The 25,034-nt window shown below is 59.5% G+C and carries 24 protein-coding genes and 3 pseudogenes; 20 read left to right on the top strand and 7 right to left on the bottom strand.

Annotated features, from left to right (window positions below; translation table 11 throughout):
• The first annotated feature begins 75 nt into the window (after positions 1–75).
• The 8 genes from FB009_RS25125 (at position 76) to FB009_RS25090 (ending at position 7,203) form a co-directional block, all read left to right on the top strand.
• On the top strand, positions 76–738 hold the full coding sequence (locus FB009_RS25125) for a FadR/GntR family transcriptional regulator (RefSeq protein ID WP_011970641.1): 663 nt from the start codon (positions 76–78) through the stop codon (positions 736–738).
• Between the two features lie 2 nt (positions 739–740).
• The gene (locus FB009_RS25120) at positions 741–1,943 is read left to right on the top strand and encodes a mandelate racemase/muconate lactonizing enzyme family protein (RefSeq protein WP_018210600.1); all 1,203 of its coding nucleotides are present in this window, start codon (positions 741–743) and stop codon (positions 1,941–1,943) included.
• A 57-nt stretch (positions 1,944–2,000) separates the two neighbouring features.
• Positions 2,001–2,693 carry a GntR family transcriptional regulator gene (locus FB009_RS25115; protein WP_011970639.1) on the top strand — a complete coding sequence of 231 codons (693 nt, stop codon included), beginning with the start codon at positions 2,001–2,003 and terminating at the stop codon, positions 2,691–2,693.
• A gap of 44 nt (positions 2,694–2,737) precedes the next feature.
• A complete protein-coding gene (locus FB009_RS25110; protein ID WP_018210599.1) occupies positions 2,738–3,712 on the top strand; it encodes a sugar ABC transporter substrate-binding protein in 975 nt (324 codons plus the stop codon).
• A 138-nt stretch (positions 3,713–3,850) separates the two neighbouring features.
• Positions 3,851–4,831, top strand: a complete 981-nt coding sequence (locus FB009_RS25105) for an ABC transporter permease (RefSeq protein ID WP_018210598.1) — start codon at positions 3,851–3,853, stop codon at positions 4,829–4,831.
• Complete coding sequence (locus FB009_RS25100) at positions 4,828–5,559, top strand: ATP-binding cassette domain-containing protein (RefSeq protein WP_011970636.1); 732 nt, start codon at positions 4,828–4,830, stop codon at positions 5,557–5,559. Before FB009_RS25105 ends, FB009_RS25100 begins: the two co-directional genes overlap by 4 nt.
• 7 nt (positions 5,560–5,566) lie before the next feature.
• The gene (locus tag FB009_RS25095) at positions 5,567–6,322 is read left to right on the top strand and encodes an SDR family oxidoreductase (protein WP_018210597.1); all 756 of its coding nucleotides are present in this window, start codon (positions 5,567–5,569) and stop codon (positions 6,320–6,322) included.
• A complete protein-coding gene (locus tag FB009_RS25090; RefSeq protein WP_024324907.1) occupies positions 6,322–7,203 on the top strand; it encodes an aldose 1-epimerase in 882 nt (293 codons plus the stop codon). Before FB009_RS25095 ends, FB009_RS25090 begins: the two co-directional genes overlap by 1 nt.
• 544 nt (positions 7,204–7,747) lie before the next feature.
• On the opposite strand, the gene FB009_RS25080 is transcribed toward FB009_RS25090, so the two are convergent.
• Positions 7,748–8,644, bottom strand: coding sequence for a LysR family transcriptional regulator (locus FB009_RS25080; protein WP_101806495.1), 897 nt, complete (start codon positions 8,642–8,644; stop codon positions 7,748–7,750).
• Between the two features lie 96 nt (positions 8,645–8,740).
• Here FB009_RS25080 and FB009_RS25075 point away from each other — a divergent pair, with 96 nt between their 5' ends.
• From FB009_RS25075 to FB009_RS25055, 4 genes are all read left to right on the top strand, one after another.
• Positions 8,741–9,490 carry an SDR family NAD(P)-dependent oxidoreductase gene (locus tag FB009_RS25075; protein ID WP_011970631.1) on the top strand — a complete coding sequence of 250 codons (750 nt, stop codon included), beginning with the start codon at positions 8,741–8,743 and terminating at the stop codon, positions 9,488–9,490.
• A gap of 415 nt (positions 9,491–9,905) precedes the next feature.
• On the top strand, positions 9,906–10,856 hold the full coding sequence (locus FB009_RS25070) for a helix-turn-helix domain-containing protein (RefSeq protein WP_018210592.1): 951 nt from the start codon (positions 9,906–9,908) through the stop codon (positions 10,854–10,856).
• Positions 10,857–11,277: 421 nt separating this feature from the next.
• Positions 11,278–12,108, top strand: coding sequence for an alpha/beta fold hydrolase (locus FB009_RS25060; RefSeq protein ID WP_011970628.1), 831 nt, complete (start codon positions 11,278–11,280; stop codon positions 12,106–12,108).
• Between the two features lie 114 nt (positions 12,109–12,222).
• Positions 12,223–13,428 (top strand): NAD(P)/FAD-dependent oxidoreductase, encoded by a 1,206-nt coding sequence (locus FB009_RS25055; protein WP_018210591.1) that lies wholly within the window; start codon positions 12,223–12,225, stop codon positions 13,426–13,428.
• Positions 13,429–13,823: 395 nt separating this feature from the next.
• Here the strand turns inward: FB009_RS25055 and FB009_RS25050 are convergent, their stop codons facing one another.
• The 5 genes and pseudogenes from FB009_RS25050 to FB009_RS33780 all read right to left on the bottom strand — a co-directional run.
• Positions 13,824–14,861, bottom strand: a complete 1,038-nt coding sequence (locus tag FB009_RS25050) for a mechanosensitive ion channel family protein (protein WP_145162125.1) — start codon at positions 14,859–14,861, stop codon at positions 13,824–13,826.
• A gap of 70 nt (positions 14,862–14,931) precedes the next feature.
• Complete coding sequence (locus FB009_RS25045) at positions 14,932–15,357, bottom strand: cupin domain-containing protein (RefSeq protein ID WP_145162123.1); 426 nt, start codon at positions 15,355–15,357, stop codon at positions 14,932–14,934.
• 58 nt (positions 15,358–15,415) lie between these two features.
• Positions 15,416–16,168, bottom strand: coding sequence for an SDR family oxidoreductase (locus tag FB009_RS25040; protein WP_145162121.1), 753 nt, complete (start codon positions 16,166–16,168; stop codon positions 15,416–15,418).
• 122 nt (positions 16,169–16,290) lie between these two features.
• Complete coding sequence (locus tag FB009_RS25035; protein ID WP_011970623.1) at positions 16,291–17,244, bottom strand: MBL fold metallo-hydrolase; 954 nt, start codon at positions 17,242–17,244, stop codon at positions 16,291–16,293.
• Positions 17,245–17,827: 583 nt separating this feature from the next.
• Positions 17,828–18,502 (bottom strand): annotated as a pseudogene (locus tag FB009_RS33780) (alpha/beta fold hydrolase); the annotation flags it as partial.
• Positions 18,503–18,762: 260 nt separating this feature from the next.
• Between FB009_RS33780 and FB009_RS33300 the strand changes: the two are divergent.
• The 8 genes and pseudogenes from FB009_RS33300 to FB009_RS24985 all read left to right on the top strand — a co-directional run bounded on the left by FB009_RS33300 (position 18,763) and on the right by FB009_RS24985 (position 24,540).
• On the top strand, positions 18,763–18,981 hold the full coding sequence (locus FB009_RS33300; protein ID WP_011970622.1) for a hypothetical protein: 219 nt from the start codon (positions 18,763–18,765) through the stop codon (positions 18,979–18,981).
• A gap of 278 nt (positions 18,982–19,259) precedes the next feature.
• A complete protein-coding gene (locus FB009_RS25020) occupies positions 19,260–19,700 on the top strand; it encodes a MarR family winged helix-turn-helix transcriptional regulator (protein ID WP_011970621.1) in 441 nt (146 codons plus the stop codon).
• A gap of 30 nt (positions 19,701–19,730) precedes the next feature.
• The gene (locus tag FB009_RS25015; RefSeq protein ID WP_011970620.1) at positions 19,731–20,465 is read left to right on the top strand and encodes an NADPH-dependent F420 reductase; all 735 of its coding nucleotides are present in this window, start codon (positions 19,731–19,733) and stop codon (positions 20,463–20,465) included.
• A gap of 95 nt (positions 20,466–20,560) precedes the next feature.
• Positions 20,561–21,307, top strand: a complete 747-nt coding sequence (locus FB009_RS25010; RefSeq protein WP_011970619.1) for an NADPH-dependent F420 reductase — start codon at positions 20,561–20,563, stop codon at positions 21,305–21,307.
• A gap of 78 nt (positions 21,308–21,385) precedes the next feature.
• On the top strand, positions 21,386–21,619 hold the full coding sequence (locus FB009_RS33010; protein WP_201270937.1) for an alcohol dehydrogenase catalytic domain-containing protein: 234 nt from the start codon (positions 21,386–21,388) through the stop codon (positions 21,617–21,619).
• An 85-nt stretch (positions 21,620–21,704) separates the two neighbouring features.
• Complete coding sequence (locus tag FB009_RS25005) at positions 21,705–22,334, top strand: zinc-binding dehydrogenase (RefSeq protein ID WP_201270936.1); 630 nt, start codon at positions 21,705–21,707, stop codon at positions 22,332–22,334.
• A gap of 572 nt (positions 22,335–22,906) precedes the next feature.
• Positions 22,907–23,139, top strand: a pseudogene (locus FB009_RS24995) (IS21 family transposase); the annotation flags it as partial.
• 525 nt (positions 23,140–23,664) lie between these two features.
• Positions 23,665–24,540, top strand: a complete 876-nt coding sequence (locus tag FB009_RS24985) for a LysR family transcriptional regulator (RefSeq protein WP_018009625.1) — start codon at positions 23,665–23,667, stop codon at positions 24,538–24,540.
• An 89-nt stretch (positions 24,541–24,629) separates the two neighbouring features.
• Here FB009_RS24985 and FB009_RS24980 read toward each other — a convergent pair.
• Positions 24,630–24,911: pseudogene (locus FB009_RS24980) on the bottom strand (LysR substrate-binding domain-containing protein); the annotation flags it as partial.
• Positions 24,912–25,034: the final 123 nt, after the last annotated feature.

Here is a 25,034-nt window from a genome sequence, read left to right as displayed (position 1 = left end):
GGTAACCTGATAGAGCTCGGAACACAAAAGCCGTCGGCCGGCCGCTCGAGAGGCGATGGGCTGCTTGGCGGGGTAATGACCGCCGTGAAGACTCATATCCGCGACAACGGTCTTCAGGTCGGCGACTGGCTGCCGAGCGAGGGGGCCTTTGCCGAGACGCTCGGCGTCTCGCGCAGCATCGTGCGCGAAGCTTACCGTTCGCTCGCCGCGCTGACGCTGATCGACATCGGCAATGGCCGACGCCCGCGTGTCGCGGCACCTAAGGCCGACGTCCTGGCCCTGGTGACCGACCATGCTGTGCATACCGACCAGGTGACGATCCAGCAGATTTTCGACGTCCGCCGCACCATAGAGAGCCGCACCGTCGTGCTGGCCGCCATGCGGCGCACGGACAAGGAGGCGGCCGAGATCATCGCGCTGGCGGAAGCGATGCGGCGGGATTTCGAAGAGCCCGCTCGGGTGATGGAACACGACATCGCATTTCACGAAGCGATCGGCACGGCTTCGCGCAATCCGATGTTCGCGCTGATCGTTGGCTCGTTCCACGTGGTTACGCGGCATACCTGGCCGATCGGCTGGGCGAGCCGCGGCAGCAACGAGACGCGGCAGGAGAGCATTGAAGGGCACGTGACGATCGCGCAGGCGATCGCCAACGGCGACCCGACGAAAGGCGAACAGGCAATGGTCGAGCATTTCGACCTGACAGTGAAGGCGCTGCTGGCGGCTGGAGTATATTGAGCATGAAAATTACGTCGTTCGAAACGGTTCGAGTCCGTGACTTTCCCAACATTCTCTGGGTTCGTATCCACACCGACGAAGGCCTTGTCGGGCTCGGCGAAACCTTCTTCATGGCGCAAACCGTGGAGACCTATATCCATGAGGTCGTAGCCCCCAAACTCCTCGGGCGTGATCCACTGGAGATCGACCGCATCTCCAAGGATCTGACGGGCTATCTCGGTTTTCGCTCGACTGGAGCGGAGATGCGCGGAAATTCGGCGGTCGATATCGGGCTCTGGGACCTCTTCGGCAAGGCGACGAACCTGCCGATCGCTCAGCTTCTCGGGGGTTTTTCGCGGCGCGAGATCCGCACCTATAATACCTGCGCCGGCAACACCTATATGCGCGACGCAAGGGGCCAGCAGACCGCAAACTACGGCATTGGCGGACCGCGGCGCGACTATGACGACCTGAACGGATTTCTGGAACGGGCGGACGAACTCGCCGAGGACCTCCTGTCGGAGGGTATCACGGCCATGAAGATCTGGCCGTTCGACATCGCGGCGGAGAAGAGCGGCGGCCAGTATATTTCCGGGCCGGACCTGCGCAAGGCGCTGGAGCCCTTCGAGAAGATCCGCAAGCGCGTCGGCGACCGCATCGACATCATGGTCGAGTTCCACTCCATGTGGCAATTGACGCCCGCCATCCAGATCGCCCGGGCGCTCGAGCCCTATGCCACCTTCTGGCATGAGGATCCGATCAAGATGGACTCGCTTTCAAGCCTCAAGCGCTATGCCGCGGCAAGCCGCGCGCCGCTTTGCGCCTCGGAGACACTTGCGACCCGCTGGGCCTTCCGCGATCTCATGGAGACGGATGCGGCCGGAGTTGTCATGCTCGACCTCTCCTGGTGCGGCGGCGTCTCGGAAGCCAAGAAGATCGCAACCATGGCCGAGGCCTGGCACCTGCCGGTCGCGCCGCATGATTGCACCGGGCCGGTGGTACTGGCCGCATCGACGCATCTGTCGCTGAATGCGCCGAACGCGCTCGTCCAGGAAAGCGTGCGCGCCTATTACAAAACGTGGTACGCGGAGCTGACGACGCAGCTGCCGACCGTGACGAACGGCATGATCACCATTCCGCCGGGGGCAGGGCACGGGGTCGATCTTGCGCCCGACCTCGACCGGAAATTCGAGGTATCGCGGCGCAGCTCCGAGGTCCAACCGTGAATCGGGACTTGACTTGTATGGTAGTAGGTCAGTAGCTTCGAAGCATTGGGGGGGCGGATGCAGAACAGCAAACCACAGCGCGTGCTGTCCGCGATCGAAGCTGTCGGTCCGCAGGTCCATCGCATTCTGCGCGAGCGGATCATCCAGGCGGAGCTCATGCCCGGGGAACGCATTTCGGAAGCGGAGATCGCAAAAGCACTTTCGATCAGCCGCCAGCCGGTGCGCGAGGCATTCATCAAGCTGTCGGAGGAGGGCCTGGTCCAGGTACTGCCCCAACGCGGCACCTATGTGACCCGGATTTCGGCCGAGTCCGTCATGGATGTGCGCTTCGTGCGCGAGGCGATCGAGGCGGATATCGTGCGCCAGGTCGCGAGCGAACACAGGGCGGCGACCGTGGACGAGCTGCGCGATCAGATCGTTCGACAGAAGCAGGTGCCGCATGACGACCGCGCCGCGTTCCTGCGGCTCGACGAGCTCTTCCACCATACGCTGGCGACCGCCGCCGGCCGGGCCTATGCCTGGAGCGTGATCGAGAGCGTCAAGGCGCAGATGGATCGCGTCCGGTTCCTGAGCGTCGACGACCTGCAGGTCGGCCGGTTGATCGAACAGCACGAACGCATCGTCGATGCGATCGCGTCGGGGGAGGTCGGCGAAGCCGAGCAGGCGCTGCGCATGCATTTGCGCGAAATTCTCAAATCGCTGCCCGAGATCGCACGATCGCGGGCGGAGTTCTTCGACGGCACGGAGTGAGGTCGCCGAAACCATGATCGATGTTCAACGGGAGGTAACGCATCATGATCCGGAAATTGGTAGCAGGAACGGCCCTCGGGCTGACGCTGATGGCCCCGGCCGCCAGCGCGGAGGGACTCAATATCGCCTTCATCAGCCATTCCTCGGCCTCGAATACATTTTGGCAGGCGGTGAAGAAGGGCTATGATGACGCTTGCGAAAAGGTCGGCGCCTCGTGCCAGCTGATCCTCACGCAGACGGAAGGCGCAGTCGAACAGGCCGTGGCCAACCTGCAGGCGGCGATCGCTTCCAGGCCGGACGCGATTTTCGTCGCGATCGTAGACAACAATGCCTATGACAACCTGATCAAGGAAGCCGTCGATTCCGGCATCCTTGTGCTCGCGGTCAATGTCGACGACAGCGAAGGCGCCAAGGGCAACGCCCGTAAGGCCTTCATCGGCCAGGGTTTCTCCGCTGCCGGCTACTCGCTCGCCAAAGCCCAATCGGAAAACTTCCCGAAGGAGGGCCCGCTCAACCTTGTGGTCGGCGTCAATGCGCCGGGCCAGACCTGGTCGGAGCAACGCGCCGGCGGGGTTACGAAGTTCCTCGAGGAGTATAAGGCCGAGCACTCCGATCGCGAGATCAACATTACCCGTGTCGACTCTGCGACGGACCTCGCGCTGACGGCCGACCGTATCGGCGCCTACCTCAACGCCAATCCGGATACGACCGCCTATTTCGATACGGGCTACTGGCATGCCGGTGTTGCAAAAGTACTGAAGGATCGCGGCATCGAGCCCGGCAAGGTGCTGCTCGGCGGATTCGACCTCGTGCCCGAGGTGCTGCAGCAGATGCAGGCGGGCTATGTCCAGGTGCAGGTCGACCAGCAGCCATACATGCAGGGCTTCATCCCCGTCATGCAGGCCTATCTCTGGAAGACCGCCGGGCTGACGCCCTCCGACGTCGATACGGGGCAGGGCATCGTCACTCCTGAGGACGTGCCGACGATCCTCGAACTGGCGAAGCAGGGTCTGCGCTGATCCAACGCATCCAAAATGTAACCCGGCGTTTTGCCCAAGCAAATTGGCACGGAGCGGATCACGTCACGGTGTCAGGCCGAACCGGCCTGACACCGTCGCAATCCGACGGGCAATTCGCCGAACCTTGAGTGGCAACCCATGAAGCGGTTTCTGAAAATCTATCTCGACAAGCCGGAACTTGCCGGCCTTGCCTTGCTGATCGTCCTCGTCCTCGTCTTTCAGGCGAAATCGAACGGCATTCTTCTTTCCTTCGAGAACATACGCGGCGTCATGGGCCTTCTGCCCGAAATGGCACTCGTCGCCATCGGCGTGACGCTGCTGATGATCTGCGGCGAATTCGACCTGTCTGTCGGTTCCGTCTTTGCATTGATGCCGATGTCGATGGCGGTGATCCTGAACTCCGGCGTGCCCTTCACCGCCGCGGTGCTGCTCGGTCTCATGATCTGCGGAGCGGTCGGTTTCATCAATGGCTATGTCACCCTGCAATTCTCGATACCGAGCTTCATCACGACGCTCGGCATGCTCTTCATCGCGCGTTCGCTGACCATCGTCATCTCCGGGGGCTTCCCGCCGCTCCTGCCGCCCGACCTGCCGACTTGGCTGTTCACGGACTATATCGGTGGCTCGCCTTTCCGCATGTCCTTCCTCTGGTTCGTGGTCATTGCCGCGCTGGTGGCGGCACTGCTGTCGCTCACCAATTTCGGCAACTGGATCCGGGCGACGGGCGGTTTCAACGAGGCCGCCGCCTCGATGGGCATCCCGGTCAAGCGGGTGAAGATCGCCTGCTTCATGCTCTGCTCGGTGCTGGCTGGCTTTGCCGGCCTGCTTCAGGTGCTGCGCCTCGGCTCGCCGCTGCCTTCGATCGGGGAGGGGCTGGAATTGCAGGCCGTCGCGGCGGCCGTCATCGGCGGCACGGCCCTTGCCGGTGGCATCGGGACAGTCTTCGGCGCCATTGTCGGCACGCTCCTCATCCGCACGATCGATAACGGCCTCGTGCTCTCCCGCGTCGATGCCAACTGGTTCAAGTTCGCGATCGGCGTTCTGACCATGTTCGCTGTCATAGCCAATGCCTGGATGGGCAAGATGTCCCGCAAGATCAAGGTGGAGGCGCACAAATGACCACACCCATCATCGAGTGCCGCAACCTTCAGAAGTGGTATAGCGGCGTGCATGCGCTGAAGAATGTCGACCTCACCATTCATCCCGGCGAGACAGTCGGTCTCGTCGGCGACAACGGCGCCGGCAAGTCGACACTCATCAAGATCCTCTCGGGCGTCCATCATCAGGATTCCGGCGAGGTGCTTATCGAAGGGCGCAAAGTCGCCCTTCGTAGTCCGAAGGATGCCATGCGACACGGACTGGAGACGATCTATCAGTACAATTCCATGGTCCCTACTATGTCGATCGCCCGCAATCTCTTCATCGGTCGCGAACCGATGAAATGGTCCGTCTTCGGCGTGGGCATCATGGACCAGCAGCGCATGCGCGCCGAAAGCATCAAGGCCATCGCCGACGTCGACCTGCACCTGCGCTCGCCGGATGCGCTGGTCGGAGAACTTTCGGGCGGGCAGCGGCAGGGCGTGGCAATTGCACGCGCAATGCATTTCAAGTCGAAGGTGCTCATCCTCGATGAGCCGACGAACCACCTTTCGGTCAAGGAAACGGACAAGGTGATCGGTTTCGTCCGTGGCCTGAAGGCACAGGGCCTGACCGGCATTTTCATCTCGCACAACATGCAGCACGTGTTCCAATCCTGTGACCGCATCGTCGCAATGGCACGCGGCGAGATCGTGTTCGATAAGCCCACCGCCGAAACGTCCATCGACGAGGTTCACGCGCTTCTGTGAGGCAACCATGACAGATCTTTCCGCAAAGACCGTCCTCATCACCGGTGCGCTCGGCACGCTCGGCCGCGCCCAGGCCGAGCGGCTGGCCCGTGCCGGCGCTGCCCTGCTATTGCTCGACCGGCCCAGCGCCGAGGCCGGCGAGCGCTTCGCCGCCCATATCGCCGCGGATCACGACACCAGGGCGATCTATGTGGGGGAGGACCTGAACAACCTGGCTTCGGCGGAGCGACGCGTGGCAGCACTTGCCGGCGAGCATGGCGGCATCGACATTCTCATCAACAACGCGGCGCTCATCATCAACAAGCCTTTCGAGGACTTTTCGCTCGAGGAATACGAGGACCAGGTCCGCGTCAACTCGTCGGCCGCCTTCGCGCTCGCCCGGGCCGTCGCGCCGGGCATGAAGGAAAAGCGTTACGGCAAGATCGTCAATTTCTGCTCGCTTACGCTGAACGGCCGCTGGGACGGCTATGTGCCCTATGTTGCGTCCAAGGGCGCGATGCTTGGGCTGACGAAGGGGCTTGCGCGCGAACTTGGTCCCCACGGCGTGCGCGTCAACGCTGTCTCGCCGGGGGCGGTGGTTTCGGAGGCGGAGGAGCGCGTTTTCGCCGATCGCCTGCAGCAATACAATGACTGGATACTTGAAAATCAATCGCTGAAGGCGCGTATCCAGCCCCTTGATGTCGCCGAGCTGGTGCACTTCCTCGTCTCGCCGGCTTCCGACATGATCTCCGGCCAGAACATCGCGATCGACGGCGGCTGGTGATGACGGCGATCGGCCTCTCCAACGGCGACGCCCGCATCGTTGTGCGCCCCGATCTGGGCGCCGGGCTGTGCGCATTCGACGTGCACCACGACGGCGTCTGGCAGCCGATCCTCCGCAGTGTCGATCCGGCTACCGCGCATCCCTTCGCCCTGTCGAACATCTTGCTTCTTCCTTTCTCGGGTCGCGTTTCCGGCGGCGGTTTTGCGCTTGACGGGACCTTTCACTCCTTGCCGCGGAACCTGGAGACGGAGCCATACCCGATCCACGGCAATGGCTTTTCAGCCGCATGGGACGTCGCCTTCCGAAGCACGGATGCCGTCACGCTCACCCTTTCGTCGGAAGGACCGGGGCCTTTCTGTTATGCTGCGAGGATGACCTACCGCCTGCAAGGCGCCGGTCTCGTGATGGAGCTGAGCTTCGTCAACCGTGCCAAGATCCGGCTGCCTTACGGTGCCGGATTTCATCCCTGGTTCGTGCGCGAACCGGATACGACCCTTCGCGCCCCGGCCGGCGGCGTATGGCTCGAGCGATCGGATCACCTGCCAAGGGCTTATGAAGCGATCGCGGCACATCCGGATATGGACTTCAACAGTCCGCAGCCTCTGCCGGCGCGCTGGATCAATAGCTGGTTCGACGGCTGGAACGGCAAGGCCCGTATCGACTGGCCGGGACGTCGGCTCGCGGCAGATCTGAAAGCCAGCGAAGCGCTCCGCCAATATGTCGTCTTCTCACCCGCAGCCGACGCCGACTTCTTCTGCTTCGAACCGGTGACGCATCCCGTCGATGCGTTCAATCTTCCCGGCAAGCCGGAAGCCCACGGCCTCACGATTCTCGGACCGGGTGAGGGGTTGACCGTTTCTGCCACCATTGCCGCTCTCTGAAGCGAAACAGTCTTACGGCAATCACTCGATGACCGGCCCTCCAAGCGCGGGATGGCGGGTCCATTGGCGTCTGGAGTTCGCCCAAGCGCGTGCTACGAAAGTTATCTCGAAAACCGGACCGCCTTCGACCGGCTGGTCCGCGCACCCTTCGATGCCCGGCGCTCTATGGCGATGCCGTCATGGACATGGTGCAAAGCGGGAGGTCGGGAATGTCTGTGGCTGTTGTCGCTCATTGCTATTGGAGTGTCGACCGTAAGAAGCGATGGATGTGCGTTGCCGAGCGCCGAGGGACTGGCTGGATCATCTCCGCACCCGAACCCGTCCGCGACACCGCGGACCTGATCCCTCGGCTGCGGCGCCGCTGCGAAACGGACGGAGCCCTCCTCATGGGCTTCGTGGACGCCAAACGGAGATAACACGACGCAACAAGGCGGCACAGGCGATATCGGCGCAATCTCTTTGGAACTTGCAGCAACAAATCCAGCGTAACGCTCAGCGGCGTCGAAATCGGCGGCATGTCTCGCCAGTCCAATGGTCGTGAAGCTCAAATCGCTGCAAGGGCTTTGGCTTCGCCCGCCATGAAGTCGCAGAACAACTTTACGCGCAAGGGCACCGTGCGCCCGAAGGCGTGCAGAGCATTGAACGGTAGCTTGGGCAGGGCGAGTTCGGGTACGAGGTCGAGCAAGACGCCCTCATTCAGCTCTCGGGCGACCAAACATCTTAGCAGATAAGCCGCACCAAGACCGCTCCGCGCGGCGTAGATCAAAGCCCGTCCAGAATCGCAGTCAACACGCCCAGAGGGAATGAATGTCCTTCCATCGGCCAAACGCAAGGGCGATACCATGCCACCGGACATAAATCGGGCGAACGGAACGCCTGTCAGGGCCTCTGCGGATCCCAACAATCCCCAACTCTTCAGGAATGGCGAGGATGCCACCACTACCATTGGGAGATCTGCCAGGTGACGGACAATGAGATCGCCCTGTCTGGGATCTCCAACACGCAGAACGACGTCATAGTCTTCCCTGATAAGATCGACAAAACGGTCCGTCAAACCGATATCGAGATGTAGGTCCGGATAGGCAGTTGCAAAGCGCTCAAACAGGCCAGGCAGCAGTAATGGCGCCAGTTCCCCGGGCATGCTGATGCGCAACCGTCCAGACGGTGCAGCTTGAGACCGGATCGCATCGTCGCTCGAATCGAGTTCCCGCAGGAGCGGCGCCACACGTTTGAAAAAAAGCTGGCCATCCTGGGTAAGGGTGAGTGCACGGGTAGTGCGGAAAAAAAGCCGTGTCCCGATTTTCTTTTCCAACCGAGCAACGCTTTTGGAGACTGCCGATGGAGTCGTGTTCAGATCGCGGGCTGCAGCGCTGAAAGATCCGGCTTCTACGGTCCGAACAAACGCCATTAATCCCGACGTCTCACCCAATAGGTTTGGCATTTGCATCTCCCCGGCACAGCTCATGTGCCCGACTGTGATCTAACGGCGCAAGGCACTCCTGTTTATCTCAGTCTCAGCAGAAAACGGAGATAAACAATGCAACATTTGAAAGACAAGGTTGCCGTGATTACCGGCGGGAACAGCGGTATCGGCAAGGCGACTGCGCGCTTGTTTGCACAGGAAGGCGCGCAGGTTCTTATCACAGGCCGGCGACAGAACGTCGTAGATCAGGTGGTGGATGAAATAGGCAACGGCGTCATTGGCATCGTTGGCGATGTTGCCGACCTTGAACACCATCAAAAGCTTGCAGAGATAGTGAAGAGCCGGTTTGGCAGCTTGGACATCTACATGGCCAACGCCGGGATCATCAACCTTACCGCTTCCGGCACCGTCACACCGGAAGACTATGACAGGCACTTCGCCACCAATACGCGCGGAGTGTTTTTTGGCGTGCAGGCGATGGAACCGTTGATCCGCGATGGTGGCAATATCATTGTCACGAGCTCGCTGGCTGCCACGAAAGTTCTGCCGGATCATGCCGTTTATGCCGGCTCCAAAGCCGCCATCGCCGCATTTGCAAAGAACTGGGCGATCGAGTTCAAGCCCCGAAAGATCCGCGTTAACATCTTGAGCCCGGGACCGGTAGATACTGCGATCCTCGGCAAGCTTGGAGTTTCGGATGCCGATCGCCCGGCGCTCGAAAGCCATTTGGCTACCATCATCCCGGCTGGCCGTCTCGGACAGCCCGAAGAACTGGCCCGCGCCGCTCTCTTTCTCGCCTCTGAGGCGGGTAGCTTCGTCAATGGCGTAGAGTTGCATGTCGACGGCGGTATGACCTTGGCTTGAAAGGAGTGAGAGAAATGGCGCCAATTCTGCCGAAGCGATCTTAGACTGGTCAGTAGCAGTGAGCCCACCTTTCACTGTCCAACGCGACCATCGATCGGCTCTCTACCCCCCCCAACGCTGACCGGACAATATGGCAGCGTTGGACTCCCTTCGCTAAACCCTGGTACGATTAGGAGCGAACTGCAATGACCATTGTAGTCTCTATTGAACAGGAAGTTTTCCTTCGAATATTTGTAATATTTGCTCAATACAAGAAACGTGCGAATATCGGGGAGCACTGCGAAATCGCTCGCGACATTGGGGGATAAATGCGTAGTAGGACTGACAAATTCGGCCGCCATAGGCCGACGTACGTTCATGCTGCGAGTACCACCGACATCGCACATAAGCTGCAGCACCTAAAGAACGTGCATCGATGAGTTTGCCTTCCGCCAGCGAACCTGCCGAAAGCTCTCCGGCTGAGACAATCGACGCACATCGGCACGAGATGCCCGATGTTAACCGGAATCCCGCGAACGAAATGTCACGCGTTCTCGGGACTGAGCCGGTCCATCTAGCGGCAGACCCGTCCGGCGGCGCAATCGCCCATTGGCATCACGACGCCTTGCATGACGTCGTCGAGCCTATGACCGATCACGTCATCATGGCTTATAACGGCGCGATACAACGCATGGAAAGGCGGTCCGGAAGATCGATCGAGAGCGGAACGTTTCGTCGCGGGGTGGTGATCATCATTCCAGCTGGGTCAAGCTCCCGCTGGGATATTCCAAAGCCGGTGGATGTCGTGCAGCTCTATCTTCCCCACGCGACACTGACGCGCATTGCCGACGAAACCGATACATTCACTCCGACCGACCTCCTGGAGCGAACCGCGCATCCGGACCACATTACATCCCGATTGCTCCTGAGTGCGGCCGATGTCTTAGAAGGCAATACGGCACTGGATACACTGTTCAGGCAGCAGTTGACCGACCTTCTGGCCACGCGCCTGCTGGCTGCGCACACTGGCAGGGCGCCGAGCTATCGGCCGGCGGTCGGCGGCCTCGCGCCGAGCGTTCTGCGCAGGGCCGTCGAACGATTACGGTCGGACGCGGACGCCGACGTCTCCCTTGCGGCCCTTGCTGCCGATTCCGGGCTGTCGCGGTTTCATTTCTGTCGGGCCTTCAAGGAAAGCACGGGGCTTTCACCTCACAACTGGCTGCGTCAATATCGACTCGAGCAGGCCATAAACATGCTACGTGATCCTCAACAATCGATCGCGTTGGTCGCAGCTTCCCTCGGGTATGCCTCGCAAACTGCATTTGCAGCTGCGTTCCGCAAATTGACCGGTGAAACACCGACAGATTGGCGCCGCCGCCACGGCTGACCGCGATCTCCTTTCGCCCTCCCTCAGGTTCGGGACTCTCTCGTTCTTCGCTTGCACGCGATCGGATCGGGCACACAACCGTGCTTCGCGATCCGCTTGGCATGCGTCGGTCGCGGCGTCATTGTGCCTTGCGGACAGCCATGGCCGTGTAAAACGTTGCGATGAACCGCGCCGCATCGGCTAAACCGCAATCGCTCTGCAATAGCGCCAATCGCTCTGGCGCAGCGGGAGACCTGTTCCGCTAAACCACCATTGCGTCCATGCCAATGGATCCTGCGAAAACAGAGGTTGGGTGTGGGATGAGACCGATTAGGGGTCAATCGTAACGACCCGTGGCGGCTTGCATGTAACCAATTTTAGCAACGATCCGTTCGAATCGATGACGGTCAACGAAACAATTATTTTACAAAGGATCTGCACAATGACCTCCATTACAACCAGCAACGGTGTTCAACTTTTCTACAAAGACTGGGGACCGAAGTCCGCTCAACCGATCGTCTTTCACCACGGCTGGCCGCTCAGCTCCGACGATTGGGATAATCAGATGCTCTTCTTCCTCAGCAAGGGCTTTCGCGTGATCGCTCATGATCGCCGCGGTCATGGCCGGTCTAACCAGGTGAGCGACGGTCACGACATGGATCACTATGCCTCCGATGTTGCCGCAATGATCGACTACCTCGATCTTCGCAACGCTATCCACGTCGGACACTCTACCGGGGGCGGTGAAGCCGCGCGGTATGTCGCACGTTACGGGAAGGGCCGCGTTGCCAAACTAATCCTGATTGCGGCCGTGCCGCCATTGATGCTGAAGACCGCCGCCAATCCCGGCGGCTTGCCTATCGACGCATTCGACGGATTGCGCAGCCAACTGGTCGCGAACCGTTCGCAGTTCTATCACGATTTTCCGAGTGGCCCGTTCTATGGTTACAACCGCCCGGGTTCGGAGCCTTCGCAGGCGGTCATCTCAAACTGGTGGCGTCAGGGTATGATGGGCGGTGCGAAAGCGCATTACGATGGCATCAAGGCATTCTCGGAAACAGATTTCACCGAGGACCTGAAGAGCATCACAGTGCCGGCGCTGGTGTTGCATGGCGATGACGACCAGATCGTCCCGATCGGCGCATCTGCTCCGTTGTCGGCGAAGCTCCTGCAGGCCGGGACGCTGAAGATCTACGAGAATCTGCCGCATGGGCTGTGCACGACCCATGCAGATGTCATCAATGCCGACGTGCTGGCGTTCATCGCCGGCTAAGCGACATCGCTTCACGAATCCGCGCGCCATCGATTGCCGAACATCTCGCCGCCCACCAGAAGCGGCAACGGTGACGCGCGGCCCTCGGAAACTACAGATTTCGGAGTGAATAATATGAGACTTGTAATAGTGGGCGCCGGCTTTGCTGGCATGTACGCCGCACTTTCCGCAGCCCGCTTGCGCGATATCGAAGGAATTTCGCCCGAAGAGCTCGAAATCGCGCTGGTGTCACCGGAACCGACGCTCGTCATCCGCCCCCGGCTTTACGAGCCGAAGCCAGAAACCCTGACGGCACCTCTGCAGGCTGTATTTGACGCAATCGATGTCGCCTATGTGCAGGGCAGCGTCGAAGAGATTGACCCGAAGGCCCGCACCATCGACGTCGTCAATGCCAAGCACGAACGAAAGCCCCTTCAGTACCATCGCCTTGTGATTGCCACCGGCAGCAGGCTGTTCCGCCCGAATATTCCCGGCCTTGCCGAATACCCCTTCAGCATCGATAACATCGATGATGCTATCGCCCTCGATCGCCATCTCCACGAGCTTGCGAAGATGCCGGCTTCGGCCGCGCGCGACACCATCGTTGTTGCCGGCGCCGGCTTCACAGGAATCGAGGCGGCGACCGGAATGCAATCGCGGCTGAGGACCTTGTTCGACAAACCCGCTTATCCCCGCGTCATTATCATCGATCGCAGCAGTGCGGTCGCTCCCGATATGGGCGAAGGTCCTCGGCCGGTCATCGAGGAAGCACTGCGCAAGCTCGGCGTTGAAACGCGGCTCAACGCCGGGGTTTCATCGCTGGATAAGTCAGGTTTGACATTGAGTACCGGCGAGCATATCGAAACCATGACCGTGATCTGGGCGGGAGGCATGCGCGCCAATCCGCTGACCACAAAAATCCCCGGCGAACGCGATAAGTTCGACCGGCTGCTGGTCGACGGCTGCTTGCGTGTGCCGTCCGTGCCTGGCATCTTCGCCGCCGGGGACGCAGCGCGTGCCGCTTGCGACAACTGCGGCAACTACGCACTGATGTCATGCCAGCACGCCACGCGCATGGGCGCCTTCGCGGGCAACAATGCCGCCGCCGAACTGTTGGGCGTAGCGACACGGCAATACCACCAGGAGGCCTATGTCACTTGCTTGGACCTCGGCGATGCCGGAGCACTCTTCACCCGAGGCTGGGACGGTATGGTAGAGATGGTCGGCGAGAAAGCGAAGGCGGCCAAGCAGGAGATCAACACCGTCTGGATCTATCCGCCGCAGCCTGAGCGCGCGGCCGCGTTGGCCTCCGCCGATCCTGAGCGTGTAACGAAGCTCTGAATGCATCACACTATGCGAGCTGCCTATGGCACGAGCGCAGCTCGTTATATTACGATCCACCTCGTAACACGCTCCATCGCATAGAAGCCTTCTCCTGTCAGTCGTGAGAGGGCGCTTGAACGCTCGCAAGGTCGCGTTAGCGCTGTCCGGGACGAGCCATCCAGAAAACAGTACGTTTATTATCAGTTCACGGTCCGCGCTCACCGCGGTCGTCACCGGCGTCAAGGCCCAATGGTCGCTCCATTGGGGCATCATCAACTTGGACGGGATCGCGCGCTCATCTATGGCTGAGCTCTCCGCAAGATATCTGCCTTGAAATCGATTCACACCTATTCGGAGTCAATGTTGGTCTTCAGCTTGCGGCTTTATGAATAGGGCAACGGTGGAGAAGGATTTTATCGGCGGCGACCTAGATCGATCGAGATGAATGAATCGTTGCTCACGGCAGCATTGTTTCCCATCGGTGCCGGCACGAAAGCGAGGCTTTCGGCAGGCATGGCCAGAGAAAGCCCTCTTACTTTGCATTGATCATGGATCAAGTCTACGATCTCGTTCCTGGCCGGCGTTCGAACGGCAACGCTGTCGACGTGAAATTGCAGCTCGACTTCGATGGCGATGGCGTCGATGGCTTTTAGGACGACGACCGGCGGTGGATTCTTGATGATCAGGACGCTGGATTGTAGCACAGACCGCATGACTTCGTCGACAAGGCGCGGTGCTTGCGTTGCGGCGATGCGCACACGCACCGCGATTTGGTGGGTCTCGTCAGGACGGCTGAGATTTGTCACTCCCTGCTTTGCTAGGATGCTGTTCGGCAGCACGACGACGTTGTGGGTAACGGTCAGCAGGTTGGTGGAGCGCCAGTTGGTTTCGATGATGCGCCCCTCGGTTCCGTCGGTCAAATGGATCCAGTCGCCTATTGCATAGGCTCTGCCGAGTGTCAGCGCGATGCCGGAAAAGACGTCTCCGAGCGTATTCTGCAACGCAAGGCCGAAGATAACGGCTATCACGCCCGACGTTGTGACCAACGTGCCAACCGGCATGTCGAAGACGAAACCGATTACGGACAGCGCCACGCCTAGATAGATGATGGCTATGGCCATATCCTGGATGAGACGCGCTTCGCGTGGCTTGCGGTTCAATCTGAAGTAGATTTGGATGAACCCGATGATCGCCCAGGCGAGATGAGTCCACCACAGGATCCTGGCTGATTTGGAAAGCAGCGCACCAAAGCCCTGCGTATAGAGACCGTCTGGCCGATGAGGTGCGATGCCTGCCATATAGAGCACGAGGCTCATGCCGGTAAAGAACAGGATCTGGAGGAGCAAGCGGCTCGTCGGGCGGTTGCCGCCCTGGATGTGCCAAACAACGATGCCGGCAGTACCCAGGAGGTTGACCAGAATAACAGGCACGAAATTGTCATCACCAAACATGGCATAATCACCGATTATGGTTGCATCTAAGAACGGCCGGGCAGCAGCACTGCAAGCCCGGCCTGATAGACTATTTCTTGATCGGGTAGATCAATTCCTGCTCAGCGGTATCGACCACGAAGACAGCGAGCAGCTTTGCCGGGTGACTCTTGCTGGCGTTTTCACTTAGACCATGGCGGTCGCCTGGCAATTCCGAAAAGCTTTCACCCGCCTTATAAACCGCGACGGGACCGTCATTAACCTGACTGCGGATCGCGCCTTCGAGAACGGTAGCGTAAATGAAGGAGGACACTGGATGCGTGTGGCCTTCCGAGAACCCGCCCGGAGCATATTCGACGAGAACGCCTTTCATGCTCTTGCCGGGAACGTTCGGCAATTCATGGTCATAGACCACCGTAATCTTCGCGCCCTCGCCGCCGTCCAGCGCATCATGTGCAAGAGCCGCACCTGCTAGGAGAACCGTCAACGCAACGGCAAAATGCAATGACTTGATCATGTCTATCGTCCTTTCGTGAGTGGGGCACCGGCCGCCCCGCAGGCGGCCCGTGTGCTCTTTATTTTCTCAGTGTTGTCGCAAACCAGTCATCGAAACGGATGCGGCCGATGCGAGGATGATTGTCGGAGACGAGTGACCCGTCCTCCAACTTGGCCCCGAAATACCGGGCCTGCGGATCTGCGACAACGTTGCGGGTATCTCCGATCGCCTTGAGGTAGCGCGCCGCGAAGTCGCACAGCCGCGCTCGCTCGGGACCGCAGATTTCGATGATGCCGTTGGCTGGCACAACAAGGGCTGCCTCAGCTACGAAATCAGCTACGTCGTCGGACGCGATCGGCTGCAGGAAACCCGTCGACAAGCGGGCGGTATCCCCGACCGTGCCCTCTTGGGCGATGCCGCCGAGAAACTCCATGAACTGTGTCGAACGCACGATTGTATATGGAATGTTGCCTTCCCGAATAATCTTTTCCTGGGCGACCTTGGCTCGAAGATAGCCGCTGTCCGGCAATCGATCGGTGCCTACGATGGAAAGCGCGATATGGTGTTTCACGCCGGCATACATTTCCGCGGCCATTAGGTTCCTGCCCGCGGTCTGGAAGAATTCGAGCACGGCCTTATCCTCAAAGGAAGGCGAGTTCGCGAGGTCGATCACAACTTCTGTATTCTCAAGTACTTCCGCTAAGCCCTCGCCGGTCAGGGTGTTAACACCGGTTTTGGGGGCAGCGGCAATGACCTCATGCCCTTTCTTTCGTAGGCGGTCAGCAGTCTTGGAGCCGATCAATCCCGTTCCGCCAATGATCACGATTTTCATGAGATACCTCCATATGCAGCTTCCCGTATGGGGTGCATCGTTCGATAGTGATTAGGGGGAAGGCCGAACCGGTTATAAGCTTCAAGGGCACACGTGCCGGCTCGGCCCCAACTCAAGTGGCGTTAGTAGTCCCAGGCAATTGGTACCCAACGAAAGGCGTCACCTTCGACCGCGACGTGGCCCGTGGACGGGAATGGCATATGCGTGGCCACCAGCAGTTCGCCGGTCGCTGCCAGCTCCTTCAAGAGCCGAACCCGAACGCGGGCAGCCTCCTCCGGGTCGTGTTCGAAACCATTGTGCCAGTCGGGGTGGTCGAAGCCGACCGTGAACACGGCGTCACCGGCGAACATCAATCGGTCGCTGCCCGACGTCAGACGCACGATACTGTGGCCGGGGGTGTGGCCGCCGGTGCGGGTAACGACCACTCCCGGCGCTACCTCGTATTCCTCATCGAACAGGCGCAAATTGCCGCGATATTCTTCCGCGAACCGCTTGGCGGCAGCCCGAAGCGCGTCCGGGAAGCCGGCCGGCATGTGCACACGAGAGAAATCGGGCGCTTCCCAGAATTTGACCTCGGCGGCGGCTACGTGAATCCTTAGATCCGGCCGCAACTGCTCCTTCACTCCGCCAACGATCAACCCGCCAACGTGGTCCATATGCATATGGGTCAACACAATATCGGTCACCGAACCAAGATCAATGCCGGCAGACTCCAGTCGCCTGACCAATTGCCCGGCCTTCGGAAGGTTCAAGTCGGGATCCAATCCTAGTCCAGCATCGATGAGTATGGTCTGAGCTCCGCTGCGCACCACAACTACGTTCAGCGCCCAATCGCAAGCGTCCTTCGACAGGAACATGTCGCCCAGCCAGGTTTCCCGGTCGGCCAAGGCGGCATTGTGTCCCAACATTTCGGTTGGAAGCGGTAGCACTCCATCGCTGACCACCAGGACATCAATCTCGCCGATCCGCAGCGCGTAGCGCGACGGAACCAGTTCTTCTGTTCCTGGTCTGCTCGTTTGGGATGTGGTGTCCAGATTTATGTTTGCCTTCTGAGAGTTATTGATCATCTGGTTCATCTTTCAAAACTCCTGCGTTCTTTGGTGCTAGATTCTGGGTGGCTTACTCTTCCTGGCTAGACTGGAAGCGCGGTCGCCGGTGAAGTCTTTAGCTATTGGCGACACCCACTGCTGGCGTGTCCTCTGATGTTCTATCGAAGCTGATTTGCGGCCGCGCCAGAACAATTGCTGTCGCTGTAGAGCGATTGCTGCCGTCTCATGCGCATCCGGAAACCGTTCGAAGGTTCGGCGGTCACTTGAACGTGGCGGATGTGATTCATGTGAATGCTGGAGCGCCCCGACAGGCGGATAACCGTTGCGCGAGGCGTTGCTTCACGAGCGATGGAGGTCTAAATCTGGGCTGAGGCTGCGAGGGTGCTTCCTCGGATATCCACTGGCTGGATGGCGGGCGTGGTAAAATGGTCTCGAGGATGCCCGAACGTGCCTCGTTCGGTCATCCTAAGGTTTTCGGCACTTGGCCGCATACTCTAACTGTACTGAGACAGAGGGTCGCACACCGCAGGCTACAACCCAAAAATGATCGGACTTATTTAGCAAATGCCACAGATTCTTGCAGCGGTGTCCGTTGGCAAGAGGTTCCCGCTCATCGAGGGCGTTCCAGAAATATCCGAATTAAGCCGGCAACCTTTTCAGGGTCTTCCCAATGGAGGGTATGGCCATGGCCGGGGAGGGAGTGAACTCCGCGCCGGCGATACCAGCCTGCATAATTGCCTGATGTTCCTCAGCGATCGCATCCTCCTCGCCCCGGAGGATGAACGTCGGCGCGGAAATGTCCTGTAGCAGCGGCGACGGATCATAGGCGAGCTGTTCGTAATATTGAATGCCAGATTCGTTACGGGACCGCGGCGCTTTCACGGCGGGCATGGGCGAGGAAATTCTCGTCGACCGGAACTGCGCCAGAAGACCATTCCCGAATGAAAGGGCTTTTGGATCGATCGGATCGCAGAGCATCCGGATGTTTTCCCACACCCACCCCCGACGTTCGCGTAGCGCGGCGGAGGTCGACACAAGAACGATTTTTCGGACGAGATGAGGCCATCGCTCGGCGATCGCTTGGCCAAGCCGCCCCCAAGCGAGTGGCCGACCACGTGCGTCGGCGCAAGTTCCAGAACCTCTGTCAGGAACCTGACGTCATTCGCCATCTCAGGAATAGTGTAGCAACCCTCAGGCTGGTCCGAATTCCCGTGCCCCGCAGGTCTGGCGCTACGAGCCGAAAGCCCGTTGCGAGATAAGGCGCGGTGAGGGTCCAGCTTCGAGCGCCTCAGACGAAACGCGGGAAGCCTGCAGCCGTCGGGAGGCGATCGGGGCAAAACTCCAGGCAGTGGGGTGGTGCTATGGCCGGGAAGGGGAATATGGCTATTAGATGGAATGGCATGTTTGCGGAAGGTAATGCTAAGGGGTGCGCCCTAGATGGGTGTTGGATGCTGACAAAACCCGAACTTCTGTTCCTCAAGCCGCAGGATCTGGGTCCAGATGACGTGTTCGACGCGAAGGGGCGGTCAATCAAAGACGTGAAGGATGAGGCCCAAGGCACTGGGCAAGGTGCTGGTCGTCGGCGTGCCTTGTGGCTCCGGAGGACATCGTCTGCGCACGCGGCACGGCCATTGCGTCAAATGCAAACCCGCAACGCTCGATTCTCAAGCGCGCTCGGCTCTTGGGAACTTCTACATTGCCGCTTCGCTCAGCCTGAACTGGACAAAAGCAGCGCGGCGTAACGTCGAATACTCGGCTTCGTGAAGCCGTCCCATGTCGTCAGACAGGCTTCGACGGTTGACCTGATCACCCAGTGCTCGCCTTCGGACGCGAATTGAAGTGCCGCGTCCGTTCCGGGGCGCGACGCTACCGAAGTGCTTGGCAGCTTTCGGCCCAAAGCCGGCATACAACCTCATCCCCGATGTTCTGCGGCATCGAGTTGGGTCAACAACGATCAAGCGGATCAACTTACGGCGGACCCTTGAAACCCGGAAGCGGTTATTTATCTAGTGCGCAAGATACTAGTGTTCTCGGAAGATGCCGTGTTAAAGGAACTCGTTGGGGATCGTGAACTGGGAACGCAGCTGTCCTTTGCGCTCTATGGGGCGGCCAACCGCATGGCACGCCTGCACAAACCATTTCTTGAGCCGCTGGGACTGACGTTTCCGCAGTACCTGGTAATGCTCGAACTGTATGGCGGCACGCCGCGCAGTGTGGGGGAATTGGGCGCGGCACTTGGCATGGATACTGGAACGATCACGCCGCTTCTCAAGCGCCTTGAAGCCCTTTCCATGATTACCCGCACCCGCGACAGAAATGACGAGCGCCGGGTCATGATCAACCTGACAGAAGGCGGAGAGGCGCTTCGAGAAGAGCTCTGGATTGTCACCGAGAAGATCAAGACTGCATGCCAACTCGACCATGACGGTCTCGCAAAACTCCGGGACACGCTGACGGCGCTGGCACGTCCTGCGCACGACTAAAGTCCATTTTTGAACAGGAAGGAACACCCCATGAAGGTCGGCATCATCGGCGCGGGCAATATCGGAGCGACACTGGCCCGAAAGCTCGCCGCGCAAGGCCATGAGGTCAAGATCGCGAATTCAAAAGGTCCGGCTAGCCTGGCCGACCTCTCTCGCAACGTCGGGGCGACTGCAGTTCCCAAGGAAGATGCCGTGGCGGACGTCGAGGTGGTCATTCTCTCAATCCCATTTGGGAGCTATCCCAATCTTTCCAAGATTTTCCAGAACGTGCCGGAGGACGTCATCGTGGTGGATACGTCCAATTACTACCCGTTCCGCGATGGTTCAATTCCGGAGGTCGATGCCGGAAAGCCGGAGTCTGTTTGGGTCAGCGATCACATCAAGCATCCCATCGTGAAGGCCTGGAATGCCGTTCTGGCAGCCACGCTGTCGGAGCGGGGCAAGCAATCAGGGGACAAAGACCGCATCGCCATTCCCGTTGCAGGCAACGATCCTAAGGCGAAGTCGGTTGTCATGAACCTGGTCGAGGAGACCGGGTTCGATCCGGTGGATTCTGGAGAGCTAGTCTCGTCCTGGCGTCAGCAGCCAGGCACCCCTGCGTATTGCACCGAACTCACGGCAGAGCAGTTGAAAGCAGCACTCGAAGCAGCGGATCGGTCTCGTGCGGCCAGTATTCGGGACGCTTTGATCAAGCAGTTCATGGAAGCGGGAGCGCCGGTTTCCCATGACGACATGGTTGCTCGCAACCGTGCTGCTACAACATGAGGCCAGTGCCATTAGCATGCTCCGGCATAGCTCGTTGACGACAGGAACGGCTGAACTTCGCCTCTCGCACACCCACGACAATAGGAGAATGATCCATGAGAATAGGTATCCTCGGCTTTGGCCACATCGGCAAGACGCTGGTCCGAACGCTGAGCGCGGCGGGACATGAGGTAAAGGTAGCCAACTCGCGCGGCCCGGAAACCATCCCTTCTGACGTCCTGTCATCGGGAGGACGCGCAGTCAACGTAGAGGAGGCGGTCAAGGACGTGGAGGCTCTAATCCTATCGATCCCGCTCAACCGTATTCCGAACGTCGCACCCATGATTGCATCAGTCCCATCGGACACCGTGATCATCGACACATCGAACTACTATCCAGCACGAGACAATAAAATCGACGCTATCGAAGCGGGGAAAGTCGAAAGTGTGTGGGTGTCGGAGCAATTGAGCCGACCAATCGCGAAGGCATGGAACGCCATCGGCTCGGATTCCTTCGCGCGAAAGGGCAAGCCTGCAGGTAGCGCAGACCGCGTTGCTATTCCGGTCGCGGCCGACCGGGACAAAGATCGTGAGATCGCGATGATGCTTGTTGAAGATTCAGGCCTCGATGCCGTGTATTCCGGTTCCATTGCAGAGTCCTGGCGGCAGCAGCCGGGCGCTCCAGCTTATTGCACTGATCTTACACGGGAGGAGATGGCAGGTGCGCTGGCAGCGGCCGACAAGGATCGCCTGCCCAAGCGACGCGACATTGCAGTTGCCGCCTTCTTGGAAAGAATGGGCGACCCGAAGACGAACCCTGACGCGGACTTTGGGGTCCGTGTAAGTCGGGCGTTGTTCATGTAGTATCCGTGCTCCGACGATCACAAATGATCGTCGGAGGCATCCGAAGGCCCATGAAATCCGCTGTCAGGGAGGTTCCACATGCCCGTTGCAATCCAATTCACTGAGACCGGTGACCCCGATGTGTTGCACGCCACTGAAGTCGACGACGTCGCGCCTGGATCGAATGATGTTGTAATCGAAAACGAGGCCATCGGGGTGAACTACCTCGATATCACGCAGAGAAATGGTGCGGTGAAGGTACCTTTGCCGTCGGGCCTGGGCCTTGACGCTGCCGGTGTCGTGAGCGCAGTTGGCTCCTCCGTAAGGACCTGAAGGTGGGGGATCGCGCTGCCTATATTCTCGGTCCTCTGGGAGCTTACTCAGAAAGCCAGACGATTCCGCCGACAGAGTCATCCCGTTGCCACCAAGTGTGACATCCTACATCACTGCGACGGTCCTCTTTGAAGGCATAACAGCGCAGTACCTCCTGAAATCCACCTATCAGGTCAAACAGGGGACGGTCGTACTACTCTATGGCGTCGGCGGAGCGCTCGGCCAGATCATGGCACCTTGGGCAAAGCACCTTGGAGCGACGGTGATAGGCGTCGTCTCGAAGGCGTCGAGCGTAGACCGGGCGCGTGTGCTCGGATGCGACGAAGTCCTGGTTTGGAGGAAAGGCGACCTCGCGGAGAAGGTCGCGGCTTTCACGAACGGACACAAGGCTGACTTGGTCTATGATGGCGTGGGTAAGCTTACCTTTGAGGCTTCAATCAACAGTCTGCGTCCACGTGGGCTTATGGTCTCTATCGGTGCCTCCACCGGTGCGCCACCGCCCGTCGAAGTCGGTACACTTAAAGCCATGGGGTCACTGTTTCTGACCCGCCCTGGGCTCGCAGCACACGAGCGAGCCGCCGACGTTCTTGAAGCAGCCACCAAAGGCATGTTCCCTACTGCCTTCTGGAAGGAATTTCCCCTCAATGAGGCTACCGCAGCGCATGAAGCAATCCAAAGTGGTCAAGCTAGCGGACCAGTTATACTTCGCCCTTGACCGCGCCCGGCTTCAGTCTTTTCCGGTCGTCGCTCCTTTGTACGTCCGCTTCTGGCGCATTACCGTCCTTCGCCGTTACGCTGCGAACTTCCGTCCTCCCCCGGAACGGAAGTTGGCGTCGGGCATGGCCAAAGCCGCTTTTGACGGCCATTGCCACGGTGACATCGCTTCAGGCCGCCGGGTACTAGCCTGCGTACAATCTCACCCACTTTTGGTGAACCCAGCCTGACTTACAAGGCTTAGTATAAGGCTGCGTAGAAATCCACGGTGCTGTGACGTTACAGTGCTGCCGCTGATTGGAGTAAACGACGCCGAACCACTTGCCCCTCGCTGTGCAAATACACTTCTTCGCCGTTATGAAGGCGGTCGATTTCCGCATACTCGGGGCCAGGCCCGCTTCTGACTGCGCATTTCATTAAATTGGGACAGCGGTTTCAGAAAGTCGCGGACAATTTCAGTAAGTCCGGGACAGCGATTTCACTAAGTCGCGGACAGGCATAGCGGCGGATTTAGATCGATTTTCGTGAGCGCCGATCTGGCACTTTGCCCTCGTGTTTTTGAGCGAGGACATGATGCCCAGACGGAAGCAAGCGAGACATACTGACGTGAAGGACATCCGATCGATACTGCGGCTGACGTTTGAGCAGGAATTGTCGATACGCGCCGTTTCTGAGCGGCTGAAGATTAGCAAAACGTCGGTTTCGACGTATCTGCTGCGGGCGCGCGAGAAGCCGGGCTTGCGGTCTGGCCGCTTCCACCGGGCCTGGATGATGACGAGGTTCTGGAGCAACGACTATTCCGCCGCACGCATCAGTATCGGGATCGGCTTCGATCACAACGGGAACCTGGGGCCTTCTGCCGGGTTCCTGGCTCCAGGAGGTGGTGGCTGAACTAATCGGCATCAACGGAGGCGAGGTTCGTCGCAACTTAAGATTAAAACAAATGTAAAATAGCTTTACTTGTTAGGGGATGCGCGGGCCTGGACCGGATCGCAAGCTGCGGAGCGCAAGCTGCAGGGACTAGCGAAACCGGGCGCGTTAGTGGTCAGTTTCGTGCTACGGGCTGAGCCTGGCACGCCTTCCGTCGCCTTTGAACGGCGCTCCGCAGATTTCTCGAGCCAGTTAACGATCCAGCCGAAGCCGTCCCATTCGCGCCCGTCGAGCGGATCAGCAAAAGCATTGGTTCTTTTCTTGCGGTGTTGGGTTACTAGCTCTCTATATACAATCGTCCATTGCAGTAACATCTCGTTTCTCCGCCATGCTGTCTGGCCAGAATGTGGTTCGTGGCGGCTTGAAGATGTAGACGCACAAGCGAAAGGCACGTTTCAGAGATGAAACTCGAGAATTGGGATGATCTTCGTTTGTTCCTGCACGTCGCTGAACAAGGCGGGCTGGCGGGTGCCGCCGAGAGGGCGGGCGTCAGCGCGCCTACAATCGGACGGCGCATGCTGGCGCTTGAACGCGCCATTGGGAGAGCGTTGTTTGTACGGGCGCGTACGGGATACGAGCTTGCACCGGACGGACACGTTCTGCTGGAGCGCGTGAAGGCGATGTATGAGGCGGCGCAAGATATCCACAACTGGCAGGAGTCGGTGCACTCGCTGCCAATGGTGCGGCTTCTTTCCGACAGCACGTTGTCGTGCTTCACGGCCGCGAGCTTCAACCACCTGTGGTCGCCCAGCGACTCGTTTCGCGTGTGTTTCAAAACTTCCGAGGCCATCCTGGACCTGACGTACCGCGAAGCAGACATAGGACTAGCCGCCGAGCGGCCGGAGACTGGTAATGTCGCTGCCCGCCGTTCCGTCCGGATCGCCTACGCGCCCTACTGCGCCCAGGGTTTTGATCAGCAACGCAACAACAACTGGGTGTCGCTCGGCACCGACGTCGCAAATCAGCGGTGGAAGCGGTGGACGTTTGAACATCGGGGCCAGTTCATCACAAACTGGGTGAATGCACCTCGTTCGATGTTCGATCTTGTGAAGGCGGGAGCGGGCGTCGGTGTTCTGCCGTGCTTCATCGGCGATCGCGATCCCGGCTTCCTTCGGGCGGGCCACGTGATTGACGAGCTGAGCCACCACTTGTGGATCGTGCTGCATGATGACGAGCGGGAGCGGGAATCCGTCCGCGCTGTCGCTGACCGTCTGTCGGCGCTGCTTGCAGCGAACGCCCCGCTATTCTGTGGATTCACCGGGCAAGATCCCTTGTGAACGGAGCGGGTAAGCGACCCCAGCAGGCTCAAGTGCGTGATCCGCTGACACATCTGTTCACCTCAACTTGACGCGCATAAGGTCTCGCCTCAATTACTGCCCCATACGCCCATCAGCATCTTGAGAAACCTTTCCGCGGCCGGCGACAGGGTGCCGCCGCGACGGCGGACCACGCCGATGGTACGCGATATCTCGGGATCGCTAATCGGGCGTGTGTTCAAGAACGGATGGTCATCCTGCGGGGGGTCGTCATGCGCGGCAGGACTGAAATCCCTAAGGGCATCGACCAGACCGAGCGAGGTGGACAGATTGGTCACTTCGTAGAACCAGCGCAGCTTGATATTCGATTTTGCCAGGGCCACGTCCAGCAAGTATAGCGCGGCGATCAGGATGAGACGGCGTATTGCCGCACCTAACGATGCTCCCCGATATTACCACGGTGCCTCATTCATTTTGCTCCCGGGTTAGGGCGAAGGAGGCCGGGCGCGGAGATG

It is taken from the genome of Sinorhizobium medicae, from assembly GCF_007827695.1.
In the GTDB taxonomy this organism is placed as follows: Bacteria; Pseudomonadota; Alphaproteobacteria; order Rhizobiales; family Rhizobiaceae; genus Sinorhizobium; species Sinorhizobium medicae.
The sequence above is the reverse complement of the archived record's forward strand: the minus strand, read 5'-3'. Positions and strand labels throughout refer to the sequence as shown.

Coding starts and splice junctions, on each gene's coding strand:
- FB009_RS25125 (WP_011970641.1), top strand. CDS start 76: ATGACCGCCGTGAAGACTCATATCCGCGACAACGGTCTTCAGGTCGGC.
- FB009_RS25120 (WP_018210600.1), top strand. CDS start 741: ATGAAAATTACGTCGTTCGAAACGGTTCGAGTCCGTGACTTTCCCAAC.
- FB009_RS25115 (WP_011970639.1), top strand. CDS start 2,001: ATGCAGAACAGCAAACCACAGCGCGTGCTGTCCGCGATCGAAGCTGTC.
- FB009_RS25110 (WP_018210599.1), top strand. CDS start 2,738: ATGATCCGGAAATTGGTAGCAGGAACGGCCCTCGGGCTGACGCTGATG.
- FB009_RS25105 (WP_018210598.1), top strand. CDS start 3,851: ATGAAGCGGTTTCTGAAAATCTATCTCGACAAGCCGGAACTTGCCGGC.
- FB009_RS25100 (WP_011970636.1), top strand. CDS start 4,828: ATGACCACACCCATCATCGAGTGCCGCAACCTTCAGAAGTGGTATAGC.
- FB009_RS25095 (WP_018210597.1), top strand. CDS start 5,567: ATGACAGATCTTTCCGCAAAGACCGTCCTCATCACCGGTGCGCTCGGC.
- FB009_RS25090 (WP_024324907.1), top strand. CDS start 6,322: ATGACGGCGATCGGCCTCTCCAACGGCGACGCCCGCATCGTTGTGCGC.
- FB009_RS25080 (WP_101806495.1), bottom strand. CDS start 8,644: ATGCCAAACCTATTGGGTGAGACGTCGGGATTAATGGCGTTTGTTCGG.
- FB009_RS25075 (WP_011970631.1), top strand. CDS start 8,741: ATGCAACATTTGAAAGACAAGGTTGCCGTGATTACCGGCGGGAACAGC.
- FB009_RS25070 (WP_018210592.1), top strand. CDS start 9,906: ATGAGTTTGCCTTCCGCCAGCGAACCTGCCGAAAGCTCTCCGGCTGAG.
- FB009_RS25060 (WP_011970628.1), top strand. CDS start 11,278: ATGACCTCCATTACAACCAGCAACGGTGTTCAACTTTTCTACAAAGAC.
- FB009_RS25055 (WP_018210591.1), top strand. CDS start 12,223: ATGAGACTTGTAATAGTGGGCGCCGGCTTTGCTGGCATGTACGCCGCA.
- FB009_RS25050 (WP_145162125.1), bottom strand. CDS start 14,861: ATGTTTGGTGATGACAATTTCGTGCCTGTTATTCTGGTCAACCTCCTG.
- FB009_RS25045 (WP_145162123.1), bottom strand. CDS start 15,357: ATGATCAAGTCATTGCATTTTGCCGTTGCGTTGACGGTTCTCCTAGCA.
- FB009_RS25040 (WP_145162121.1), bottom strand. CDS start 16,168: ATGAAAATCGTGATCATTGGCGGAACGGGATTGATCGGCTCCAAGACT.
- FB009_RS25035 (WP_011970623.1), bottom strand. CDS start 17,244: ATGAACCAGATGATCAATAACTCTCAGAAGGCAAACATAAATCTGGAC.
- FB009_RS33300 (WP_011970622.1), top strand. CDS start 18,763: ATGAGGCCCAAGGCACTGGGCAAGGTGCTGGTCGTCGGCGTGCCTTGT.
- FB009_RS25015 (WP_011970620.1), top strand. CDS start 19,731: ATGAAGGTCGGCATCATCGGCGCGGGCAATATCGGAGCGACACTGGCC.
- FB009_RS25010 (WP_011970619.1), top strand. CDS start 20,561: ATGAGAATAGGTATCCTCGGCTTTGGCCACATCGGCAAGACGCTGGTC.
- FB009_RS33010 (WP_201270937.1), top strand. CDS start 21,386: ATGCCCGTTGCAATCCAATTCACTGAGACCGGTGACCCCGATGTGTTG.
- FB009_RS24985 (WP_018009625.1), top strand. CDS start 23,665: ATGAAACTCGAGAATTGGGATGATCTTCGTTTGTTCCTGCACGTCGCT.